Consider the following 23874-nt stretch of genomic DNA (forward strand, 5'->3'; position numbering starts at 1 on the left):
AATTCAAATTATTACTTAAAACTTGTATGACACATTTGCCAATACTGCTCTAGGTGTTTGTGGAGAAATTGTTGTCCAACCTTTGTAATACTCTTTATTAAACGCATTGTTTAACTTTAGAGTAATCCTGTATTTATTAGCTTGATAAAAAACAGAAGCATTTGCAATGGTATAGCTTGGAAGGATAAACTCTCCAGTAGACTCGTAGTTAATTGCAAAACGCTCACTTGCACCATTAAACCCTAACCCAAGACCAAAACCTTCTAAAGAACCTTGCTGCACTTCATAGTTTGCCCAGAAATTGTAAAGTGTTTCTGGTCCAGCTTCTAATGGCCTTCTGTTTAGTATTTCTGGGTTGTCAGATTTTGTAGTGGTACTCTCATTATTACTAAATCCTGCTCTTATATTTAACCCATTTACAGGGTTTGCATTAATTTCAATTTCGAAACCTTTACTTTCTACCTCACCACCTTGTATTTTATTAAACGGCGAAGAAGGATCTGTAATTACACGATCTGTAACCTGAATGTTGTAATAACTAATTGTTGCATCTAATCTGTTATTAAAAAGATTGGTTTTTAAACCAACCTCAAATTGATTGGCTTGTTCTGGATCAAATGTTTGTAAAGTTTGCGGGCCATCTTCTGGGTTACCAACTAATTGTGGAGCAACATTTGTAAATCCGTTTTGATAGTTAGTAAATACAGATAAACGATCTTTAATTGGCTGGTATAATAACCCAAATTTTGGTGAAAGTGTTGTTTGATTATAATCATCTTCTGCAGATGAAATGTCACCTTCATTATCAAAATGATCTAAACGTAATCCAACCATTGCAGAAAAATTATTGGTAATATCTAACACGTCTGAAGCATATAGACTATAAATATGATATTTAGACTTATTGTTTCCAATGGCTTGAGACTCCAATGCAGCATCTACTCCAGATGAAGATAACGGGTAAGCGTCTTCTTCTACTTCTGGAGTAAAAGGATTATCACCATTACTGCCACCTTCTGGTGTAATATTGCCATAAAATGCATAACCAGTATTATTACTAGTTTGTGTTGCTGTAAAGTAATCTGCACCAATAACAACTCTATTTCTCAAGTTGGCAACTTTAAAATCACCAATAAAATTTTGTTGAATGTCAGATGTTTCAGTATTGGCGTTTTGCTTACTTATATATCTTGTGAAGGTATCATCACCTAAGATACCAAAGTCAAATAAATACGAATAGTACCCTTTTGTAGATGTAGAACTTTTAGAAAGCAATGTTTGAGATTGCCATGTATCAGATAATTTATAATCCATTTCTAAACGATAATTCTGAGAAGGATTTTCAAGTGTTAAGTCATTACTTGTAAATGAAAGTTTATTGTTATATCCTAATTCATCTAAATTACTAGCCTCTGTAGGAGCACTTCTGTTAAGAAACAAGAACATAGGGTTTGTTTGTTCGGCTTGTGTAATTTCACCGTAAAATGAAAACGATAACTTATTGTTTACTTTATAAGATAATGATGGTGCAACAAAGAACGATTTCCTAAATCCAGCATCTTGAAAACTTTGCTGAGAGGCATAAGATGTATTTAATCTAAAATATAAATTTTCCTCTTTATCTAAAGCGGTGTTAAAATCTCCTGTGACCTGGTTAAAACCATAAGAACCTGCAGTATAAGAAAGCTCACCACCAGTACCAGCATAAGGTTTTTTGGTAACTACATTTATTAAGCCACCATAAGACGAAACCGCGTTACCAAATAAAGTTGCAGAAGGTCCTTTAATTACTTCAATACGCTCAATATTAGCCGAGTTTATTGTGCCATTAGTTAAACCTGGTAAACCATTAACCAATTGTGGTTGCACAGAAAATCCTCTTAAAGAATAATATCCTGCACCATCTCCACCACGTCCAGTTGAGGTCCAAAGTTTTTCTATACCTACAGCATTATTTAAAGCATCTTCAAAATTTGTAACTACTTGAGACTCTAATAGCTCATTAGTCACTGTACTATAAACTTGTGTATTCTCAATATCTTTTAAAGGTAGTTTTGCTACATAGGCTGTTTTCTTTCTAGAAAATTTATTTTGGCGTTCGCCATTAATTACCACTTCATTTAAAATTTCATTTCCTTCATAAAGTACAATATTACCTAGCGTTAAAACACCGTCATTTTGTACTGAAACTTGTTTAGATTGTGTTTTAAAACCAAGGTATGAAATGGTTAATGTGTAGTTGCCTGCTGAAAGATTTTCAATACTAAAGTCACCTTGTTCATTAGATTGAGTGCCTGTATTTAATTGAGCAATTAAAACATTTACACCAGAAAGAGGTTTTTGGTCTGCATCTGTAATATGGCCTTGTATAGTGCTATTTTCTTGAGAAAAGCAATTAAGATAGACTGTAAATAAGAGAACGATTGTTAGTAGTCGTGTCATTTGTTTTTATTTAGACTTGATATAAATAGATTGTTTTCGGCAAATGTAATTGCCGAAACCTTAGTATCCAAATTATTTATATTAAATCTAAATAAGGTTTTGTAATTTTCTAAAAGTAAAGGGTTTGGGGCTCGTGTTTTTTAGTAATTAAAACTACAATCCATCAAATATTCCAGAAATAAGTGCAGAAAATCCTTCTGAAATGCCATCAAATACAGTCTCTAAATCTAACCAAGATGCATCTATATCCATATCTGGTATAGTAGACCATTGTTCTGCTGTTGCACCAGAAACACCCTTAAGCATTTCAGCTTTCATAGAAATGTAATCACAGACTTCTCCAACCTTTTCGTGATAAATATCAAAGTCATATTTTGTGGAGAAGATGCTCATTGCCCAGCACGAAAAATCTAACTGAGATGCCCATTTGCTATTATTATGAGCCTCCTTTATCTGTTTGGGTTTATAATGCTGTTGTTTACCGTGTTCCTTTACAAGCAGAGTGCCAATGTCTTTTAAGTAGTCTTGTTTTTGATCTGGAATTTTATGACATTGGTCTTTCATAAACTTAAGGATTATGGTTTTGTAGCTCTCAACATTTCACGTTTGCCTGGAGGTCCTGGCAATCGCTCTACTTTAAAGCCAACAGCTTGCATTGCTCTACGTACACTGCCTTTTGCAGCATAAGTGGTTAAAACACCGTTTGGTTTTAATGCCGTGTACATAATCTTAAATATTTCTTCTGTCCAAAGATCTGGTTGCACGCGAGCACCAAAGGCATCAAAATAAATTAAGTTAAAGGCGTTGTTAGCTTTTATGTCTTTAAAGAATTGTTGTCTCTTTGTAAGTGTGAAGTTTTTTGAAATAGTAATAGCCTCATCCCAAGAAGATGAATGCATTGTAGTAAAAATTGCACTGTGGTTTTCTGCATTAAGAGCCGAAACATAATTTAATTTATCAACCTCTTCTGGTAGTACAGGATAAGCTTCAATACCTTCATAATTAATTACAAGGTTTCTTTTTTGTGCTTCTAAAAATGTAATAAATGCATTTAGTCCTGTACCAAAGCCAATTTCTAAAATGTGTAATGGGCTACTAGCGTATTGTTGTTGGTCTAAAATATGAGCCAATCCCATATCTATAAATACGTGATTGGCTTCTTGTATTGCACCGTGTTTGGAGTGGTATTGCTCATCCCATTCTGGAAAATGGATCGAGGTACTACCGTCTCCAGTAATAATGATTTCGCGTTTCACTACTTAGTTTGAATCTCTTCATTTTCAGATTCTGGTACTAATACACCATCTGCTAAAAATGAATATGTTCTTTTAGGTTCTGTAATAGCCTCAACCTCTTCTTTTGTCTTACCAGCATCTTCTGCATAGTGGCGTTGCTCATCCACAGAAACTTCTTGTATAAAGGCTTTACCGTGAACAACAACAGTGTCTTCTGCTATGTCTTTAGGCATAAAGAAACCGTAATCTTTAAATTTTACCATAGCAGTCTCACTGTTTGGCATATCTAACTTCATCCAGCAGCCTTTATTTTGGCATACTGCATTTACTTTGGCCTCAAATGCAACAACAATAGTATCGTTAGCTTCCATAGAGTTATAAAGAGCTGCCATGTCTTCTGCAGATTTTGGTGTTTTAGCATCAAAAGCTTCGCCTTTCAAACTGTAAGCATTTTCCTGCACCTCTTTTTCCTCAATCGTTTTCGGAGTATCTTTGCAGGATTGAAGGTTTACAAGTAAAATGAGCGAAAAAATAGTGTATTTTAAAGTATTCATTGTATTAAGTATATTATAATTTAAGTCAAAATTAAGAAAACCTTACGTATTGTAACCAACGCGATATTGTATTTTTGCAAAAAACATAAAATTCATGGAATCAATGACAGATGCTCCAATTAAAATTACGAAAACTACAGCTTCTAAATTAGAACAGGTAGACTTTAGTAATTTAACATTCGGGAAAAATTTTACAGACCACATGTTTGTGTGCGACTATAAAAATGGCGAATGGCAGACACCAGAGATTGTTCCTTACGGCCCAATTACTATGGAGCCGTCAGCTAAAGTGTTTCACTACGGTCAAGCCGTTTTTGAAGGCATGAAAGCCTTTAAGGATGATAATGATGATGTGTTTTTGTTTAGACCAAAAGACAATTTAGATAGAATTAATAAGTCTGCCAAGCGTATGGCTATACCAGCATTTCCAGAATCTTACTTTATGGAAGGCTTACAAGCGCTCTTAAATTTAGATCGTAATTGGATTAAAGCTGGAGCAGGAAACTCTTTATACATAAGACCTTTTGTAATTGCAACAGAGTCTGGTGTATCTGCATCTCCATCGTCGTCTTATAGGTTTATGATAATTTGTGCGCCAGCAAACGCATATTACAAAGGTGAAGTAAAAGTACTGTTTGCCGAAAAGTATAGCCGATCTGCAGATGGTGGTGTTGGTTATGCAAAAGCAGCAGGAAACTACGGTGCGCAATTTTTCCCAACAAGTTTAGCACAAGCAGAAGGTTTTCAGCAAATTATCTGGACAGATGCTAAAACTCACGAGTATTTAGAGGAAGCAGGTACAATGAATATTTTCTTTAGAGTAAATGACACGTTACTAACAGCACCTATAAGCGACCGTATTTTAGATGGTATTACACGTAAGAGTTTAATACAAATTGCTGAAGATAAAGGTATAGATGTACAAGTAAGACCAGTATCTGTTAAGGAAATTGTGGAGGCTGCTAAAAATGGATCTTTAAAAGAAATATTTGGTGCAGGTACTGCTGCAACTATTAATCCTATTTCTGGATTTGGACATAAAGGCGAGACTTTTGATTTACCAAAATTAGAATCTTCTTACGCTTCTAACTTCAAAAAGGAGTTAATGGCTATACAATACAACACTAAAGATGATCCTTATGGTTGGAGACATAAAGTATTGTCTTAACATATTACCAAAACTTAATACCGAATTGTGATTTTAGATTAATCACAATTCGGTATCATTATTGAGTAATTCTATAGCAACTGGTAACGCCAAATTAAAGCATTTTCGTTACTTTTGAATCTAATGTTATGGGACTACTAAAAACACGTAAAAATAAGAAATTTGGATATGAGCCACGCTATTGGAACGACAATGGTGAAGGCAATCCTTATAAGTTAAAAGGAAAGTTTGATGAGCAACGCACAACGCTTTCGGCTTCTGGAGGCCTTGTAAATCGCTTTAAAACAGCTTGGAATGAGTATAAAACCGAGCAAGACAAGAGTTCTCATAAAACCATAATCATAATTGCAGCCATCTTAATCTTTGTCTTTCTTTGGATTATAGATTTTGATTTGACCATATTCTCTGACACCTATTAAATGAGTGACATCATTCAACTCTTACCAGACCACGTTGCCAACCAAATTGCAGCTGGAGAAGTAGTACAACGACCAGCTTCTGTAGTTAAGGAGTTGCTTGAAAATGCATTAGATGCCGGATCGGAAAGTATACAGCTAATTGTTAAGGAAGCAGGAAAAATACTTATACAAGTTATAGATGATGGTAAGGGAATGAGCGTGACAGATGCACGATTATCTTTTGAACGCCATGCAACATCTAAAATAAAGTCTGCTGAAGACCTTTTCGCAATAAATACAAAAGGTTTTAGGGGTGAAGCATTAGCATCAATCGCTGCGGTCTCTCACGTAGAGATGAAAACCAAACAGACTCAAGATGAAGTAGGGACTTATATAAAAATTGAAGGTTCAGAAATAACAACTCAAGATGTTTGTGTAACACCAAAGGGCACAAGTATCTCTGTAAAAAACTTATTTTATAATATACCTGCACGCCGAAATTTCTTAAAATCTGATGCTGTAGAAATGCGTCATATTATAGATGAATTTCAACGTGTAGCACTTGCACATCCATCTGTTGCTTTTGATCTTCATCATAACGGCAGCAGTCTATTTAGTTTGCCAAGTAGTAATTATAGACAACGCATAGTAAATATTTTAGGAACTAAGACTAATGAACGTTTAGTGCCTGTTGAGGAGGAAACAGATATCGTTAAGATATCTGGATTTGTCGGAAAACCAGAATTTGCAAAACGTACACGTGGCGAGCAATTCTTCTTTGTAAATAACAGGTATATAAAGAGTTCTTATTTACATCATTCCATTGTAAGTGCCTTTGAAGGATTATTAAGAGATAAAAGCCATCCAAGCTATTTTTTATATCTAGATGTAGACCCTAAAACTATAGATATAAACATACATCCCACAAAAACAGAAATTAAGTTTGAAGATGAGCATACACTATACGCTATGCTAAAAAGTGTGGTAAAACATAGTTTAGGACAATTTAGTGTAGCACCAGTTTTAGATTTTGATAGGGATAGTGATTTAGATACACCTTACAGTTATAAAGAAAAACACGTTAGCATCCCAAAAATAGATGTAGATAGAAATTTTAACCCTTTTCAGGACTCACAACCTGCAACAGCTTCAAAACAATCTCGTAATTTTCAGCAAAAGCCAACACAATCTTGGGAAAGCTTATATGTAGGCGCAAATACAGAGGCAATTGAAGATAATTTTCAGACATCTGCTATAGAGTTTGAAAGTGACGAGGTAACGGGCAATTTATTTGAAAACGAAACAGAAGAGCATCAAGCTAATAGTTTTCAGATACATAGAAAATATATAGTAAGCACAATAAAAAGTGGTTTGTTGGTTGTAGATCAGCATAGAGCGCACACTCGCGTACTTTATGAGGAGCTTCTAAAAAATATAACAATGAGCTCTGCAGTGAGCCAACAGTTATTATTTCCAATCGAGCTCCAGTTTAATGCTAACGAGCTAAGCTTATTAAATGAATTAAAAGATTCTTTAGTACAAACAGGTTTTGTGTTTGAGGGAAGCCAAGAACATACATTAGTAGTTTCAGGAATACCCACAATAATAAATGAAAGTAACATACAGGATTTATTACAAAGGTTACTTAGTGATTTAGAGCAGGAAGTGCCAGGAAATCAGTTTTCGCAAAATGACACTTTGGCAAAAAGTATGGCAAAAAGTATGGCTGTAAAAGCAGGCACGGTTTTGAATGTAGAAGCACAACAACATTTGTTAAACCAATTATTTGCTTGTAAAGAACCTAGCGTTACACCACAAAACAGAAAAGTGTTTGTAACACTTACCAGCAACGATCTGGATAATAAGTTTATCTAAAGTGTGTTATCATACAAGACGATAGGCAAAACTTTTAAATAAAAATACCTTGGGAAGAATAACCGAAACCGTTAAAGTTCTTATTATAATAAATGTCCTGTTTTTTGCAGGAACTTTATTTTTAGGAGATAGAGCTTATCAATTACTTTCTTTATACTTTATTAAGAACGAAAACTTTCAGCTGTGGCAGATTGTAAGCCATATGTTTATGCATGGTGGTGTTATGCATATTTTATTTAATATGTATGCACTTTGGGCATTTGGTAGTCCTATTGAAAATTATTTAGGGAAAAATAAATTTATCTTTTTTTATTTTTCAGCAGGTATAGGAGCAGCAATAATTCACACGTTGGTTAATTATTTTGCATATCAATCTGGCTTTAATTCTTTATTAGACGCAGGAATGACACCAGAAGCCATACAGACTATGCTTAATACAGGACAGTATGATACTAGTATTTTAAATAATGTATCAAAAGACACACTCCAAACTATGTTTGAAGCCTTTAATACGCCAGCTGTAGGGGCTTCTGGAGCTATTTATGGGGTATTGGTTGCATTTGCAATGTTATTTCCTAATGTATCATTATTCTTATTATTTGTACCGGTACCAATAAAAGCTAAATATTTTATACCCGTTTTAATAGGAATAGATTTGTTTTCTGGATTTACCGGTTACTCATTGTTTGGTGGAGGTATTGCTCACTTTGCCCACGTTGGTGGTGCCCTTTTTGGCTTTATCATGATGTGGTATTGGAAAAAGAATTCGTTTAACCAAAACCGTTGGGATTAATGAGTGCAATAACAGATTTAAAATTAAAATACAGTCGCCTTAATATTGCAGAAAAGCTCATAGCTATAAATATAGTTGTGTTTATTTTTGTGTTTGTATTACGTACTGTTGGGTTTTTATTGCAAGCACCACAAACGCCTTTATTAGACTGGTTTGCCTTTCCAAAAGATGTAGATGAGTTTATTTTTAAGCCTTGGACACTCATTACTTATGCATTTTTTCATTCTGGGTTATGGCATATTTTGGGTAATATGCTTATTCTATTTTACGCAAGTCAGTACTTCTTAAACTATTTTTCACCTAAACGTTTACTTAACTATTACTTTCTAGGCGCCATATGTGGTGCATTGGTATTTATGTTAAGTTACAATGTGTTTCCAGCTTTTCAAGGTCAAGGCCGTTCTACATTAATTGGAGCTAGTGCTGCAGTAATGGCTGTACTTGTTGGTATTGCAACACATATCCCACATATGCGTATTAGACTAATGTTTTTAGGTAGTATTAAATTCTGGTGGATAGCTGCCTTTTTAGTAGTAATTGATGTGATACAAATTCCTTTAAATAATCCTGGTGGTCATTTGGCGCATTTAGGAGGTGCATTGCTTGGTTATATTTACACTAAGCAGTTAGCTAAAGGACATGATATTGGCAGCGGATTTGAAAAACTAGCAGATTGGGTTTCAGGATTATTTAGCAAAACATCTAGAGAAAAGAAAAGCCCTTTAAAAACGGTTCATAAAACTAAACGCTCTAAAGCGACTACTGCTAAAAAGCCTAAGAAAGATGACCAACAAAAGAAAGTAGACGCTATCTTAGATAAGATTAGCAAAAGCGGTTATGACAGTTTAACAAAAGCAGAAAAGGACTTTCTATTTAACGCAGGAAAAGACAATATATGAAAGGCCTAAACGTCTTAGATAAATTTATATTCTTCCTAAATATTTGCTTTGCTTTAGCATTGCTTACTGCTTATTTTTTGCCCTATATTCCACCAAAAACGTTTCCTACATTATCTGTTTTAAGTTTAGGGATAGGACCGTTACTTATTGTAAACTTTTTGTTTTTTCTGTATTGGTTATTTAAAGTAAGACGCCAATTATTTATGTCTTTATTAATCTTGTTAATAGGCTTTGCTAACTTAAGTTCCTTCTATAAGTTTTCTGAATCTAAAAAAGTAGGAGATGAAGAGCATTTTTCTGTTATGTCTTATAATGTGAAATCTTTTAATAGATATAATTGGATAGATGCTGAAAACATTTCAGACAGTATTGCTCATTTTATAGCTCAAGAGCAACCTGATATTTTAGCAGTTCAAGAATATTTTTCTGAAAGCTCTAAGATAGATCGTGCCTTTAAATATAAATACATAAAAACAAAAACAAACAACAGTAGGTTTGGGCAAGCTTTTTTTAGCGAATATCCTATTATAAATTCAGGTTCTGTAGATTTTGAAAGCGCAGGAAACAATGCCATTTTTATAGATGTTGTCTATAAAAAAGACACTTTAAGATTCTACAATGCCCACTTAGAGTCTTTACGACTAAAGCCAAATGTTAAAGATCTTCAAGAAGAAGGTAGCGAACGTTTATTAGGAAGAGTAGGAGGCACATTTAAGGTGCAACAAGACCAAATGGAGCAATTAAAAGCTCATATAGAAACATCTCCATATAAGGTGATAATCTGTTCAGATTTAAATAATAGTGCTTTCTCTTATGTGTATAGAGCCATAAAAGGGAATACATATAAAGATGCTTTTAAATTGGCAGGTAATGGTTTTGGAAAAAGCTTTGATCTAGATTTTTTCCCGTTGCGTATTGATTTTATACTTTCAGATAAAACGATTCCAATAAAAGGGTTTACAACCTACACCAAGAAATTCTCAGATCATTTTCCAATTAAAGCAGATTTTAGTTTGTAGCTATTTAAGCTTTAAAGATTCTAAATAGGTTAGGGCATTAGAGCCTTCATTAAATAATAAGTCTAAAATACTAAGGTTAGGAATAAAGCCTTTTTTGTCTTCAAAAACCTGAAAGTAAGGATCTAGCTCTACATTAAGTGCTCTTTTAGCATCAATAGTATATCTTAAGTCGGTTTGAGTAGGTTCTTTAAAAAACTCTTTGGTCTTCGTGTAATTTGGAGAAAATTGAAGGCACTCACAAATAACTTCAAAACATTGGTAATTAAAATCTAGAAGAAAGGTTTGTTCCTTTTCGAAGAGAGGAGCCAAATCATCTTCAAAAAATTCAAAAAAAGCAGAACTTCTGTAGGCACTCTGTAAGCTTTTCCAATGGTGTTGTTGCCATTTAAAGCTATTTTCAATTTTTACATCTCTATATTTTTGATGGCTACCATTTCCTGTATGTAAAATAGGAATATTTAAAAGGAGCTTGCCATTTGCACCAAATACATACGTTCTGTTTCTATAGGTTTGCTTCTGATAATTATCGTCATCTTCAAAAACTACAGATTCTGCCTGTGCCATATATGCGTAATGCAAGGTAGGTGCAAAATATGCAGGATGTAAAAGAACAGTTTCCAAGTGTTATGCTTTTTTACGTTTTCTAAAGTAATTAAAACCAAACCATACTAATAAAGCTATTACAAAATATGGTAAGTATGAAGTAGGTTCGCCGCTGCCGCCAACTGTAGTAAATAAGCGTTCCCAACGCACGCCACCTTTATTGGCATCCCAACTCATCCAAACAAAAACAGCTTTACCAACAATATGATTTTCTGGCACATAGCCATAAAACCTACTATCCTCACTATTTTGTCTGTTATCACCCATCATCCAATAGTAATCTTGCTTAAAGGTATACGTAGTTGCAGGTTTTCCATTAAGTAGAACTTGATTACCATTATAGGTTATTTTGTTTTCAATACCCATTTCAGCACCTTCGTAAACTTCTATAATGCGTCTGTAAAATGGTGCAGAATCGTAAGTTAAATCGACTGTTTTTCCTTTTTGTGGAATGTATATGGAACCATATTGATCTCCATTCCAATCTAATCTGCCATTATTAGGGAATAAGTTTCCGCCTTTGGCGCCTTTTTCATCAATAATTTTAGTTACTGAAGCTACATTAGGATGGTTTCTAAAACGTTCTGCAGTTTTGTCTGTCAATGTAATACGATACTGTCTTTCGTTCTGGTTATACCAAGAAATAGGATCTGTGATATCGTACACTTCATATAAAGCCTGTGGATTAAAACCTTGACCTTTACCTTGTACTATATAGTTATATTGTGGCTTTGCGCGGTCTGGTAATTGTAATGGCTCATTATTAATATATACTTTTCCATCAACAATTTTAAGACTGTCTCCTGGCAAGCCAACAGCGCGTTTAACATAGTTAGATTTTTTATCTATAGGCTTTAAGTAATGTTTGCCATCTGTTGCAAAAAACTGTTTAACAGTATCAATAGGATAGTTAAAGACTACAATTTCATTGCGTTCTACATCTTGAAATCCAGGTAATCTTAAATAGGGTAGTTGTAATTTGTTTTTCCAAGAATCTTTATCGTTTCTGTCGTCATCATATAAAAATGATTTAGATCTCACCACAGGAATAGTATCGTGTACCATAGGGAAAGATACTGTTGTCATTGGTAGTCTTGCACCGTAATGAAACTTGCTAACAAAAAGATAATCTCCTACAAGTAATGTTTTTTCTAAAGATGAGGTAGGAATTACAAATGGTTGCATTACATACGTGTGTACAATTGTTGCAGCTACTACTGCAAATAAAATACTACTAATCCATTCTCCAGCACTTGTTCGTGGCTTTAAGTCTCTGTCTTTAATATATGTAACGTCTAAAACATAATTTACATAGTAAATATAAAGTCCAAAAGTTAGGATGACTAAGAACGTATCTAGGGTTGAATTTTTTCCAAAACTACGAATGGTTTCCACCCAAACTACGGGTATCATTATTAGGTTTACAATAGGAATGAAAAGTAAAATAGTCCACCACCAAGGTCTATTTATAATTTTCATTAATACCACAGCATTGTAAACAGGTACAAAAGCTTCCCAAGCCTGTCTTCCTGCTTTAACGTAAAGTTTCCAGGTTCCTAAACCGTGTATTACCTGTATGATCAGGATAAATATAAACCATTGTAATAATGTCATAATCTAAGTTTCATTATTAGTAAGCTAAACTAAGCTAGCGTTACAAAAATCATTAAATAATAGAGTCTAATACATCATTCATTGTAAAAACTCCTGTTTTGTCTTTTAACCATTCTGCAGCTATAATAGCACCAAGAGCAAAACCTTCTCTGGTATGAGCTGTATGGGTAATCTCTATTGTATCTATTTTAGAAGAATAGGAAATTGTATGTGTTCCAGGAACATCTGGAGTGCGTTCTGCAGTAATACCTATACTATTTGTGTGGTCTTTACTGTCTTGGTTATTTAGATGCCATTTTGTGTTATCTGTAGCGTCTATAATGTGTTCTGCAAGCGTAATAGCTGTACCGCTAGGCGCATCTAATTTTTTGGTATGATGTATTTCTTTAAGTGCAACAGCATAATCCTGCTGATTTGCCATTAAATGTGCCAATGTCTTATTTAGTTTAAAAAATAAATTTACGCCAATACTAAAGTTTGACGCATAGATAAAACTGCCGTTACTTTTATGACATATCTCAATTGCTTTGTCATAATTATCAAGCCAGCCAGTTGTGCCGGAAACTACAGGTATGTTTAGTTTAAAACACATTGTGATATTTGTGAAAGCAGCATTAGGAACGCTAAAATCTATAGCGACATCTGCTTCTTTTAAAGCTTCTTCATCTATAGCTGTAGAAGTTTTGTAACAAATTTCATGACCTCTTTTTATAGCGAGTTCCTCAATTGTTTTACCCATTCTTCCGTAACCAAGTAATGCAATCTTCATGTTAAAATTTATAATTTAAAGACATAACATAATGTGTTTTACCAGAGAACTCATCAAACTGAAAATCTGGTTGTAGCGACAAATCATCACTAACGTTAAATTGCCTTAAGTGAGCAGAAACATTAGCGTCTACAATGTTTATAACATAAATAGCAGCAGTTACAAGTAATGAGATTTCTTTGTTACGTTGGTAAAACCGTTGTGCTTCGATTAAACCATCGTCATTTACTTGCCCAAAAAACTCATCATCTTCAAAGCCAGCCAAACGCCTTTTGTAGGCGTCTCTAAAACGATTGTACTCTTTGTCATTATTAATATAAAAATAAATAGGAATAGCAAGACCCGCATAGGCTACTGGAATTTTCCAATAATCCTTATTGTAAGCTTGTCCTAAACCTGGTAATACAGCAGAGTAAAATGCTGCTCGTGCTGGAGCTAAAGGATCATAATCTGGCACTTCCTTAACTTTTTTTGTTTTAAGCTTTATGTTATCATCTACATCTAGAGATAGGGTATCTTCTTGTGCAAATGAAACAGCTGTTACAAATAAGGAAAGGATGAAAAGTATGACAAGCGATTTATTCACCCGAAATTAATTTTTTTAAGCGTTTGAAATCTTCTTCTGAAGAGAACGGAATAACAATGTTTCCATTGCCTTTTTTCTGAACTTTTACATTAACCTTAGCACCAAAATACTCAGAGAAATTTTGCTGTGCCTTTTGAAATGGTTTTGAAAGTTCTTGTGGAGGATTAGCTGAAGCTTTCTTTTTTGTAGACGATTTTCCTTGTTGTAAATCTCTTACTAAAGCTTCTGTATCTCTTACAGATAAAGAGTCCTCAATAACCTTTTCATAAATGTCTAGTTGTTGTGAGGTATCATCTATGTTAATTAATGCACGACCGTGACCCATACTTACAAAGCCATCTCTCATACCAGTTTGTATGATAGGGTCTAACTTTAATAAGCGTAAATAGTTAGAAATCGTACTTCGTTTTTTACCTACACGATCACTAAGTTGTTCTTGGGTAAGATTAATCTCATCCATTAAACGTTGGTATGATAACGCAATTTCAATAGGATCTAAATCTTTTCTTTGAATGTTTTCTACCAAAGCCATCTCTAATGATTCTTGATCATTAGCAATGCGTATGTAGGCAGGAATTGTTTCTAGACCTACTAATTTTGAAGCTCTAAATCGACGTTCTCCAGAAACAAGTTGGTACTTGTTAAAGTCTAATTTTCTAACAGTAATAGGTTGTATAACTCCTAATTCTCTAATAGATGTAGCAAGTTCTCTTAGGGTTTCCTCATTAAAACTAGTACGAGGTTGAAAAGGGTTAACTTCAATAACATCAAGCTCTAGCTCAACAATATTGCCAACAACCTTATCTGCATTTTTATCTTCAGCAGTTTTAATATCATTCTCAGGATCTTTTAGCAATGCAGAAAGACCTCTTCCTAAGGCTTGTTTTTTTGTTGCCTTCGCCATTATTAACTGTTTTTCTTAATTAATTCGTGAGCTAAACTCAAATAGTTTGAAGCTCCTTTACTTGCAGCATCGTAATTAATAATGCTTTCGCCATAACTTGGTGCTTCACTTAACCTAACGTTACGTTGTATAATGGTATCAAAAACCATTGCTTCAAAATGCTTCTTAACCTCATCTACTACTTGGTTGGATAAACGTAAGCGTTGGTCATACATGGTAAGGAGTAAGCCTTCAATATCTAAATCTTTATTATGTATACGTTGTACACTTTTTATAGTGTTAAGCAGTTTTCCTAAACCTTCTAATGCAAAATATTCACATTGTATAGGGATAATTACAGAATCTGCAGCTGTAAGTGCATTTAAAGTAAGTAAACCAAGTGAAGGTGCACAATCTATAATTACATAATCATAGGATGCAGCAATATCTCTTATAACCTTTCTAAGCATATATTCACGCTCATCTTGGTCTACAAGTTCAATTTCAATAGCTACCAAGTCTATATGTGCAGGCAGAATATCCAAATTAGGAGATTCAGTTTTTATGATAGCCTCTTCAGGCTTTGCCGTATGTTCAAGAATTTGATAAGTACCAATCTCAACAGACTCTACATCTATACCAAGACCAGAAGTGGCATTGGCTTGAGGATCTGCATCTATTAAAAGCACTTTTTTCTCTAAAACACCAAGTGACGCCGCTAGATTAACCGATGTTGTGGTCTTACCGACACCACCTTTTTGGTTGGCGATAGCTATGATTTTACCCATTATTTATTTTGTGTTTAAAGGGTAAAAATACATAATTTAAAAGGTTTAAAAAATGTATTTGTAGCAACTTGATTGAGATGTTGACATCTTTTTAAGACTTATTTTTCTTACTTCTTATCATTGCTTCAAGCATATCCCACATTTGTTGAGGAACTTCTTCTAGCTGGTTAAATTGTCCAGCACCCTTAATCCACTCACCACCATCGATTGTAATAACCTCACCATTTACATAAGATGAAAAGTCTGATACTAGATAGGCTGCTAAGTTTGCAAGCTCTTGGTGATCTCCTACACGTTTTAGAGGATTAGTTTTTGCTAAGTCAAATTTTTCTTTTAATTCTCCTGGTAACAATCTGTCCCAAGCACCTTTTGTAGGGAATGGTCCTGGTGCAATTGCATTGAAGCGCATACCGTATTTTGCCCACTCTACAGCTAAAGAACGTGTCATTGCTAAAACACCAGCTTTTGCTGAGGCACTTGGTACAACATAAGCAGAACCAGTCCAGGCATACGTAGTAACAATGTTTAATACAGATTTGTCTTTTTCATTGTTATCTATCCAATGCTTACCAAATGCTAGCGTGCAGTTTTTAGTTCCTTTTAAAACAATATCTATAATAGTATCAAATGCATTTGCAGATAAACGCTCTGTTGGAGAAATAAAATTACCGGCTGCATTGTTTAATAATACATCTATAGGTCCTAAGGCTTTAATAGCAGCATCACGCATAGCTTCAACTTCTTCAATATGTCTTACATCACATTGTAGAGGCACACATTTAGAACCAGTTTCTTCTGTAAGTTCTTTAGCTACAGTTTCTAATTTGTCAATATTTCTTGACGTAATTGCAACTTGTGCTCCTAGTTTTAAGAAATAAGTAGTCATTGCTTTACCTAAGCCACTACCGCCACCAGTTACTACAATATTTTTTCCCTTAAGGGCATCATCGCGAAGCATTCCGTTAGTATAGTTCATTGTTTTTTGATTTTAGTCAAATATACAATGCTTGCATAGTATATTTGGTATGCTTTTAAATATTTTAAAGTTAATCTATTAAAATCTCTAATAATGTAATTGCAGCTTCACTTATTTTTGTTCCTGGACCAAATACTGCAACAGCGCCAGCATCAAATAAAAATTGATAATCTGCAGATGGTATAACACCACCAACAATTACCATAATATCTTCTCTGCCATAGTTTTTAAGTTCCTCAATTACTTGCGGCACCAATGTTTTGTGACCTGCAGCAAGAGAGGATACACCTAAAATGTGAACATCATTTTCTACGGCTTGTTTAGCAGCCTCTTTAGGTGTTTGGAAAAGTGGACCTATATCTACATCAAAGCCAACATCTGCATAACCTGTTGCTACCACTTTGGCACCACGATCGTGACCGTCTTGTCCCATTTTGGCAATCATGATACGAGGACGTCTTCCGTCTTGTTCTGCAAAGGTATTTGCCAATTCTTTGGCTTTGCTAAATGATTTGTCGTCTTTTATCTCTTTACTGTACACGCCACTAAAACTTTGAATTTGTGCTTTATGCCTGCCAAAACTTTCTTCTAAAGCATCACTAATTTCTCCTAATGTTGCACGCTCTCTGGCAGCCGCTACAGCTAAAGATAGTAAGTTTTTGTTGCCTTGCTTTGCAGCATTGCTTAAATCTTTAAGCGCTTTTGAAACTTTATCTGTATTACGTTCTGCCTTTATACGTTCTAAACGTTCAATTTGTTGAAGTCTTACGGTTTGGTTGTCTACCTCCAACGTTACTAAAGGATCTTCTTTCTCTAACCTGTATTTGTTAGTACCTACAATTATATCTTGGCCACTATCTATACGCGCTTGTTTTCTTGCGGCAGCTTCTTCAATACGAAGTTTAGGGATACCTTTTTCAATGGCTTTTGTCATGCCTCCAAGATTTTCAACTTCTTGTATAAGCTCCCAAGCTTTTTCTGTAATATCATTTGTGAGCGATTCAACATAAAAACTACCTGCCCAAGGATCTACAGTTTTGGTAATCTGTGTTTCTTCTTGTAAATATAATTGTGTGTTACGAGCAATACGTGCAGAAAAATCGGTAGGTAATGCAATGGCTTCATCAAGCGCATTTGTGTGTAAACTTTGTGTGCCTCCAAAAGCTGCAGCAGAAGCCTCGATGCAGGTTCTGGCTACATTATTAAATGGATCTTGCTCCGTTAAGCTCCAGCCACTAGTTTGGCAGTGCGTTCTTAATGCTAACGATTTAGGATTTTTAGGATTAAATTGTTTTACCAATTTAGCCCAAAGCATACGTGCGGCACGCATTTTTGCAATTTCCATAAAATGGTTCATCCCAATTGCCCAGAAAAAAGATAGGCGCGGTGCGAACGTATCTATATCCATTCCTGCAGCCAGTCCTTTTCGTATATATTCTAAACCATCTGCAAGAGTATATGCAAGCTCAATATCACAAGTAGCACCAGCTTCCTGCATATGGTAACCCGATATACTTATACTGTTAAATTTTGGCATATTCTCTGAAGTGTATTCAAAGATGTCTGAGATAATTTTCATTGAAGGTTGTGGCGGATAAATGTATGTATTACGCACCATAAACTCTTTTAAAATATCATTTTGTATGGTTCCTGAAAGCTGTTCTGCTTTTACACCTTGTTCTTCTGCAGCTACAATATAAAATGCCATAATAGGTAAAACAGCACCATTCATAGTCATTGAAACAGACATTTTATCTAGCGGAATTTGATCAAAAAGAACTTTCATGTCCTCAACAGAATCTATAGCCACACCAGCTTTACCTACATCTCCTACAACTCTGTCATGATCACTGTCATAACCTCTATGTGTTGCCAAATCAAAAGCTACAGATAGTCCTTTTTGTCCTGCAGCCAAATTACGTCTGTAAAATGCATTACTTTCTTCTGCTGTTGAAAATCCTGCATATTGCCTTATTGTCCAAGGTCTACGAACGTACATAGTAGAGTAGGGACCACGTAAATTAGGTGCTATTCCTGCAACAAAATCTAAATGTTTAAGGTCTTCTAAATCTTCTTTAGTATAATGAGATTTTACTTCAATTTTTTCTGCAGTAGATTGCATTTTCACCCCATTTGAAGAGGTGTCTTGAGTGTCGTAATTTAATTTTAAATGCTGTAAATTCTTTCTACTCATGGTCTTCTGTTTCAGTAAAGTCATTAAAGAACATATGGCCATAGCCATATTCAAAAACGACATATAATTTTAAATAAGGATCTCTCGCTATTTTTAGAGAGTTTCTTCCAATAGCATCAGAGAACAAATCTGGTTTCATGCTGTTGGTAGTTAAAAGTGCTTTAAATGTTGTTTTAAGATCTTTGTCTATCATATTTGCAGCAATGCACTTTATGAAGTCTGATTTATAGTTTAGGTTAGAGTCTTCATTGTAAACATCCCAAATTTCTGGTTTAGATTCTTTTAGCATTTCAAAAACCTTTACAGTATGAGGAGATACAAACTCTTTAACATCTAGTTTGTTTTTTAAAGTTGGGTAAAACCACTGTCCATAAATTTGCTCACTCTGTGCATTTAAGTTGCCAATATGAACTTTAATATCGTGCTCAAAACTATAAAATGCCTCTTTTAGCAATGGTTCTGTCTCATTAGCACAAACCGTGAAGTTTGGCATGTCCTGAAATTTATATTCAAACTTTTCCTGACAACTAAAAGTTGTCACTAGACATATAAAAAAGATAAGTTTTAAAACTGGTTTCATATTGCTAATCTTTTATAGTGGTTAGGTCTTTATTAAACATTCTTCCAAAACCATATTGGAAAACTGCATAGTGATTTAAATATGGGTCTATTGCAAGTCTTGAATAGTTTCCGGTAAGTAATGGTTCAACCAATTCAGGTTTAAATGTATTGGTGTCTTTTAATGCTAGGAATGTAGTTTTTACATTATTATCATCTATATTATTAAAGACACACGTCATAAAAGGACTGTCTAAGTTTAGGGTCATTTCACCTTGATTTTTAATCCAAAATTCAGGGTGTTTCTCTTTTAGCATTTTAAAAAGTGTTACAGTACGTTCTGAAATAATTTGTTCTGGTGTAACTTTTTCTTTTATGGCATGGTTAATCCATTTAGCCATGGCTTTCATTAAATTTTTCTTCTTAGGGTCGTTATTGTAGTTATAAATATCTTCTTCATAACTGTAAAAGGCTTCTTTTATAAGCTTTGTATCTAAGCTATCACAAATAAACCTATCTGGATAATTATTAAAGCTATACTCATAGTCTTTCTGCTCTGTTTTACAACTCCATAAAACAGTAACTAAAATAAGCGGCAAAAGAATGTGATGGAATTTATTTAGCTTCATTTTTCAATCGTTCTTGTTCTAATTGTTCAGCCAGACGTTTTTCAATTATTGGCTCTATTAATGTTTTTCTCGGATTTTGTTTTACAAAAGGGTACAATTGTAAATCATTTGCCATTACATCTTGTTTGTTAGGATGCTTGTTGGTTCCTATAAGAGATAGCTTGCCATCATTAAATAACTGTTGTTCTTGTGAAGCAGAATCTTTTATCTTTTGCTGAATTTTACCATCAAATAATTGTTGTACAAAACCGCCACCCATTTCAATTTGCTTGAAAATTTCTAACGCTTTTTCAGCAAACTGTTGTGTAAGACTTTCAATATAATAACTACCGTCTGCAGCATTGTCTACTATATCAAAATAACTTTCGTGTTTCAAGACTAGTAGTTGGTTTCTAGAAATGCGATCTCCAAATTCATTATTTTTATGAAACAATGCATCATATGGCATATTATAAATTGCATTTGCACCACCTAAAGCAGCACTCATACACTCTGTTGTAGTTCGTAGCATATTTACATTGTAATCATAAATAGCCTTGTTGCGTTTTGTGGGGTGAGCAAGAATAAATAAATTATCATTTAAGTTATACTCCTTAGCAAGAGTGCTAAATAATAAACGTAGTGCTCTAAGTTTTGCAATCTCAAAAAAGTAATTAGAGCCTATTGAAACCTTTACCGTAAAATTTAAATCTTTTTGGTCTGTAAAGTGGTTTGCGTATTCATTTATATGGGCTAAAGTATATGCTAATTCTTGCGGAATATTAGCACCAGCATTTTGATAAAGTGCAGCATCTATACTTAAAATATCTTTCCCAATACATTTATTTAAAACTGAATGATCTTCATCTTTATTAGTAAACCAGTTACCATCTTTTGCAAGATGACCAATAACATCTACTCCAATCTTTAAATTGTAAGACTGCTGAAGGTCTTTTAAGTTTTTTATAAATACTTCAGAAAGAAAAGTACACTCAATATATATGAATTTATCACCTATGTTTAGTTTATCTAAAATAGCTTTTACGTTAACTGAGTCATTAGGGATAACAAACCATAACATTTCTGCACCACGCGTAAGTACATTGTTTGCTCTGGTGATGCTTTTTTCTACATTTTCTATGTAAATTTTTTCACAGACATCCCAAGAAGAAACCGCTTTTACAGACACTAACTTAGTGTCTTCTCTATGGTAAAAGGGTTTTACATCTATACCGTGATGGCTTTTGTAAATTAGGGTGTCATTGTAATCTGCGCCTTTAAGGTCTACTTGTATTTTCTGTTTCCAAGCTTTAGCGCTAACAGGATCAAAATCTTTAAATAGGTCTTTAGTCATAGTTTGTGTTTGTAAATAACAAAGGGATTTTAAAATTAAAGACTGTTTAATCTAATCTTAAAATTATTGCTATTGTATGCTATCTTCATATTCAATAATAAAAATCTCTTCATTTTCTCGCTTCATATAATATTCTTCTCTGGCAAATTTCTCAATTTCCACCGAGTCTTCTAAAGTTTTGATGGTAGTCTTGTCTTTGGCGATTTCCTCTTTGTAGTAATCCTTGTTTTTTTCAAGATCACTTATTTCGTTACTAAGTTCATTATGGATAAACCAAGAATTACTGTCGAAAAAAAACATCCAAATAGCAAAAACTATAAGTAACAAGATATACTTGTTACTTAAAAATCTGAACCACCATTTTTGCTTTAGATCTTTAAATCTCATAAGGCTAAAGATACAATTTTAGGTAAGACGTTCTCTTATGATACTCTGTACAATATCAACAGCTACGGTATTATATCTGTTGTTAGGAATAATCATATCTGCAAACTCCTTGGTAGGTTCTATAAATTGCTGGTGCATTGGTTTTAACGTCGTTTGGTAGCGGTTAAGCACCTCTTCTAAATCTCTGCCACGTTCTGCAATATCACGTTTTAAACGCCTTATTAAACGTTCATCACTATCTGCGTGCACGTAAATCTTAATGTCGAATAGGTCTCGTAACTCAGGATTTGTAAGAATTAAAATACCTTCTACAATCATTACCTTGGTAGGGTATGTGGTTGTAGTTTCTCCAGTGCGGTTATGCTCTACAAAAGAATATACGGGTTGCTCTATAGGTTTGTTGTTTCTAAGATCGTTTAAATGTTGCGTTAGTAAAGGAAAATCTATGGACTGAGGATGATCAAAATTTATCTTTGTACGCTGCTCAAGAGTAAGGTTAGATGTGTCTTTGTAGTAATGGTCTTGAGAAATAACTGCCACATCTTCTGTAGCTAACTGATCTATAATTTGATTGACCACCGTTGTTTTTCCACAGCCAGTACCGCCAGCAATTCCTATAATGAGCATCTCAATAAAAAGTTTGAAGTTTGAGCGGCAAAGTTAGAAGTTAATTCACGAAAATGGTAAACAGATGCTGAAAAAATAATTTAATACAATTTAAGCTTTAGGGGTTGTTGAAATTTGCTTTGAATGCTTATAAAATAATATAGATGCTAAAAAGCCTATAGTAGAAAATATGCCTAAAGCAATAAATACATAACTATGGCCTTGCTCACCATTCCAACCATCTAAAAAGTAACCTATCATAGGACCAGCAAAGATGTCTGGTGTGTAACCAATAAATGATATAAGACCAACAGCTGTTCCCGTAAGAGTTAAGGGTATTTTGCCTTCTTGCATTACTGCAAAATACAGTACTCTAACAGCGTATACGCCGATAGCTGTAATAATAATACTTGTAAAGAAAAACAACGTAGTGTTTTCTGGTAAGACGCCAGAAGCAAATATGCTAGCGCCGATAATAGATAGTAAAAAACCAATACATAAATAAAGTGAGGCTTTAGATCTGTCTGCTAAAACACCAATGAGAACACCTACAAGAGGTCTTATAAATAATAAGAAAGTTCCTGTTTGTGCAGCTTCAATCTCAGAATATTTCATTACGTCTTTTGCATATAAAGAGAAAATATCTGTAATCTTATAACCTACATAAGCACAGAGTATAATTATCATTAAAAGCCATACAGCTTTAAGCTGTAATACCTCTTTTATGTTTTTAAGTGTAATGTGTTCCTTAATAGTTTCCTTTTCTATTGTTCCTTTAGTATCTAGCTTTAAAAAGAAATAAACTAATAGTCCTATTAGTATTACAATGCCAGATGTTATTAAGATAACAGCTTTAAAAGCTTGACGTTGTTCAATAGTATTAAGGTCTACATCATTATCTGGCATAAGAAACGCAAAAATTAATACCCCTAAAAGTCCAAATAAGGCACCTACCAAGCCACGACCGCCATCTAAAAAACCAAATGCTTTACCTTGGCTGTCTGTGCCACCCCAAATACGAGTTGCTTTAATCATACCAGCCCAAAACAAACAAATTGTAGTAAAACCCCAATATCCATAAAGTATTTTTAACGTTGTGTATGATGGATTGTTGGCATATACAAAACTACCTATGGCAGTTAATATGAGAGAGATTCCCATTAATTTTCTAGGTTGAAATTTATCTGCTAAAGGACCACCAAACAAATAAGACACTAACGCCACTAAGCCATATATTGAAAAACAATAACCAAGCTGTGTATTAGTTACTTGAAATACATCTAAAACGGTAGCCCTAAACACTCTTGCTAAGACAAAAGGTAAAATGAAAACCGCTTCTCCTGCTAAAATTAGGAGAATAATGTAGTGTACTGGTTTTTTTATATTGTCTTTTTTCAAAGGTATGTTACAGTTTGGTTTGTGAAAGATAAGAAATAAGGCTTTGGCAAACTGTATTAGGTTAGGGTCTGTAAATAAGATGTTTTGTGTTAGGGATAGAGCAGGTTACCGTGTAACGGCGAAAGCCCGACCCGATTTAGGGGAACACCCGAAACAGTAACTTGTAA

At 34.1% G+C, this 23874-nt stretch carries 24 protein-coding genes; 6 read left to right on the top strand and 18 right to left on the bottom strand.

Going from position 1 to position 23874, the window contains the following annotated elements; genetic code table 11:
- Window positions 1-15: 15 nt before the first annotated feature.
- The 4 genes from CA2559_RS07030 to CA2559_RS07045 form a co-directional block, all read right to left on the bottom strand.
- A complete protein-coding gene (locus CA2559_RS07030; RefSeq protein ID WP_013187165.1) occupies window positions 16-2442 on the bottom strand; it encodes a TonB-dependent receptor in 2427 nt (808 codons plus the stop codon).
- 153 nt (window positions 2443-2595) lie between these two features.
- Window positions 2596-3006 carry a hypothetical protein gene (locus CA2559_RS07035; protein ID WP_013187166.1) on the bottom strand — a complete coding sequence of 137 codons (411 nt, stop codon included), beginning with the start codon at window positions 3004-3006 and terminating at the stop codon, window positions 2596-2598.
- Between the two features lie 11 nt (window positions 3007-3017).
- Complete coding sequence (gene mnmD / locus CA2559_RS07040) at window positions 3018-3698, bottom strand: tRNA (5-methylaminomethyl-2-thiouridine)(34)-methyltransferase MnmD (protein ID WP_013187167.1); 681 nt, start codon at window positions 3696-3698, stop codon at window positions 3018-3020.
- Window positions 3698-4231, bottom strand: coding sequence for a DUF4920 domain-containing protein (locus CA2559_RS07045; RefSeq protein ID WP_013187168.1), 534 nt, complete (start codon window positions 4229-4231; stop codon window positions 3698-3700). Before CA2559_RS07045 ends, mnmD begins: the two co-directional genes overlap by 1 nt.
- 94 nt (window positions 4232-4325) lie before the next feature.
- On the opposite strand from CA2559_RS07045, the gene CA2559_RS07050 reads away from it, so the two are divergent.
- From CA2559_RS07050 to CA2559_RS07075, 6 genes are all read left to right on the top strand, one after another.
- Complete coding sequence (locus tag CA2559_RS07050; RefSeq protein WP_013187169.1) at window positions 4326-5399, top strand: branched-chain amino acid aminotransferase; 1074 nt, start codon at window positions 4326-4328, stop codon at window positions 5397-5399.
- A 128-nt stretch (window positions 5400-5527) separates the two neighbouring features.
- Window positions 5528-5818, top strand: a complete 291-nt coding sequence (locus CA2559_RS07055; RefSeq protein WP_013187170.1) for a hypothetical protein — start codon at window positions 5528-5530, stop codon at window positions 5816-5818.
- The gene (mutL, locus tag CA2559_RS07060) at window positions 5819-7672 is read left to right on the top strand and encodes a DNA mismatch repair endonuclease MutL (protein WP_013187171.1); all 1854 of its coding nucleotides are present in this window, start codon (window positions 5819-5821) and stop codon (window positions 7670-7672) included.
- Between the two features lie 49 nt (window positions 7673-7721).
- A complete protein-coding gene (locus tag CA2559_RS07065) occupies window positions 7722-8465 on the top strand; it encodes a rhomboid family intramembrane serine protease (protein ID WP_013187172.1) in 744 nt (247 codons plus the stop codon).
- Window positions 8465-9364, top strand: coding sequence for a rhomboid family intramembrane serine protease (locus CA2559_RS07070; RefSeq protein ID WP_013187173.1), 900 nt, complete (start codon window positions 8465-8467; stop codon window positions 9362-9364). Before CA2559_RS07065 ends, CA2559_RS07070 begins: the two co-directional genes overlap by 1 nt.
- A complete protein-coding gene (locus CA2559_RS07075) occupies window positions 9361-10383 on the top strand; it encodes an endonuclease/exonuclease/phosphatase family protein (RefSeq protein ID WP_013187174.1) in 1023 nt (340 codons plus the stop codon). Before CA2559_RS07070 ends, CA2559_RS07075 begins: the two co-directional genes overlap by 4 nt.
- On the opposite strand, the gene CA2559_RS07080 is transcribed toward CA2559_RS07075, so the two are convergent.
- From CA2559_RS07080 to CA2559_RS07145, 14 genes are all read right to left on the bottom strand, one after another.
- Window positions 10384-11004, bottom strand: coding sequence for a WbqC family protein (locus CA2559_RS07080; protein ID WP_013187175.1), 621 nt, complete (start codon window positions 11002-11004; stop codon window positions 10384-10386).
- A 3-nt stretch (window positions 11005-11007) separates the two neighbouring features.
- Window positions 11008-12600: a signal peptidase I gene (gene lepB, locus CA2559_RS07085; RefSeq protein WP_013187176.1), complete on the bottom strand. Its 1593-nt coding sequence runs from the start codon at window positions 12598-12600 to the stop codon at window positions 11008-11010.
- 52 nt (window positions 12601-12652) lie between these two features.
- Complete coding sequence (dapB, locus tag CA2559_RS07090) at window positions 12653-13369, bottom strand: 4-hydroxy-tetrahydrodipicolinate reductase (RefSeq protein WP_013187177.1); 717 nt, start codon at window positions 13367-13369, stop codon at window positions 12653-12655.
- A 1-nt stretch (window position 13370) separates the two neighbouring features.
- On the bottom strand, window positions 13371-13955 hold the full coding sequence (locus CA2559_RS07095; protein ID WP_013187178.1) for a DUF5683 domain-containing protein: 585 nt from the start codon (window positions 13953-13955) through the stop codon (window positions 13371-13373).
- Complete coding sequence (locus CA2559_RS07100) at window positions 13948-14859, bottom strand: ParB/RepB/Spo0J family partition protein (protein ID WP_013187179.1); 912 nt, start codon at window positions 14857-14859, stop codon at window positions 13948-13950. The genes CA2559_RS07095 and CA2559_RS07100 overlap by 8 nt, the downstream gene beginning before the upstream one ends.
- A gap of 2 nt (window positions 14860-14861) precedes the next feature.
- Window positions 14862-15626 carry a ParA family protein gene (locus tag CA2559_RS07105; RefSeq protein ID WP_013187180.1) on the bottom strand — a complete coding sequence of 255 codons (765 nt, stop codon included), beginning with the start codon at window positions 15624-15626 and terminating at the stop codon, window positions 14862-14864.
- A gap of 91 nt (window positions 15627-15717) precedes the next feature.
- Window positions 15718-16602: an SDR family oxidoreductase gene (locus CA2559_RS07110; protein ID WP_013187181.1), complete on the bottom strand. Its 885-nt coding sequence runs from the start codon at window positions 16600-16602 to the stop codon at window positions 15718-15720.
- Between the two features lie 70 nt (window positions 16603-16672).
- Window positions 16673-18796 carry a methylmalonyl-CoA mutase gene (scpA, locus tag CA2559_RS07115; RefSeq protein WP_013187182.1) on the bottom strand — a complete coding sequence of 708 codons (2124 nt, stop codon included), beginning with the start codon at window positions 18794-18796 and terminating at the stop codon, window positions 16673-16675.
- Window positions 18789-19376, bottom strand: a complete 588-nt coding sequence (locus tag CA2559_RS07120; RefSeq protein ID WP_148232790.1) for a hypothetical protein — start codon at window positions 19374-19376, stop codon at window positions 18789-18791. The genes scpA and CA2559_RS07120 overlap by 8 nt, the downstream gene beginning before the upstream one ends.
- A 4-nt stretch (window positions 19377-19380) precedes the next feature.
- Window positions 19381-19983: a hypothetical protein gene (locus tag CA2559_RS07125; RefSeq protein WP_013187184.1), complete on the bottom strand. Its 603-nt coding sequence runs from the start codon at window positions 19981-19983 to the stop codon at window positions 19381-19383.
- A complete protein-coding gene (locus CA2559_RS07130) occupies window positions 19970-21316 on the bottom strand; it encodes a methylmalonyl-CoA mutase subunit beta (protein WP_013187185.1) in 1347 nt (448 codons plus the stop codon). Before CA2559_RS07130 ends, CA2559_RS07125 begins: the two co-directional genes overlap by 14 nt.
- Before the next feature lie 69 nt (window positions 21317-21385).
- Window positions 21386-21703 (bottom strand): FtsB family cell division protein, encoded by a 318-nt coding sequence (locus CA2559_RS07135; RefSeq protein WP_013187186.1) that lies wholly within the window; start codon window positions 21701-21703, stop codon window positions 21386-21388.
- An 18-nt stretch (window positions 21704-21721) separates the two neighbouring features.
- Window positions 21722-22330: a uridine kinase gene (gene udk, locus CA2559_RS07140; protein WP_013187187.1), complete on the bottom strand. Its 609-nt coding sequence runs from the start codon at window positions 22328-22330 to the stop codon at window positions 21722-21724.
- 90 nt (window positions 22331-22420) lie between these two features.
- A complete protein-coding gene (locus CA2559_RS07145) occupies window positions 22421-23707 on the bottom strand; it encodes an MFS transporter (protein WP_013187188.1) in 1287 nt (428 codons plus the stop codon).
- Between the last annotated feature and the right edge of the window lie 167 nt (window positions 23708-23874).

Origin of the sequence: Croceibacter atlanticus HTCC2559 (genome assembly GCF_000196315.1) — a bacterium.
Taxonomy (GTDB): Bacteria; Bacteroidota; Bacteroidia; order Flavobacteriales; family Flavobacteriaceae; genus Croceibacter; species Croceibacter atlanticus.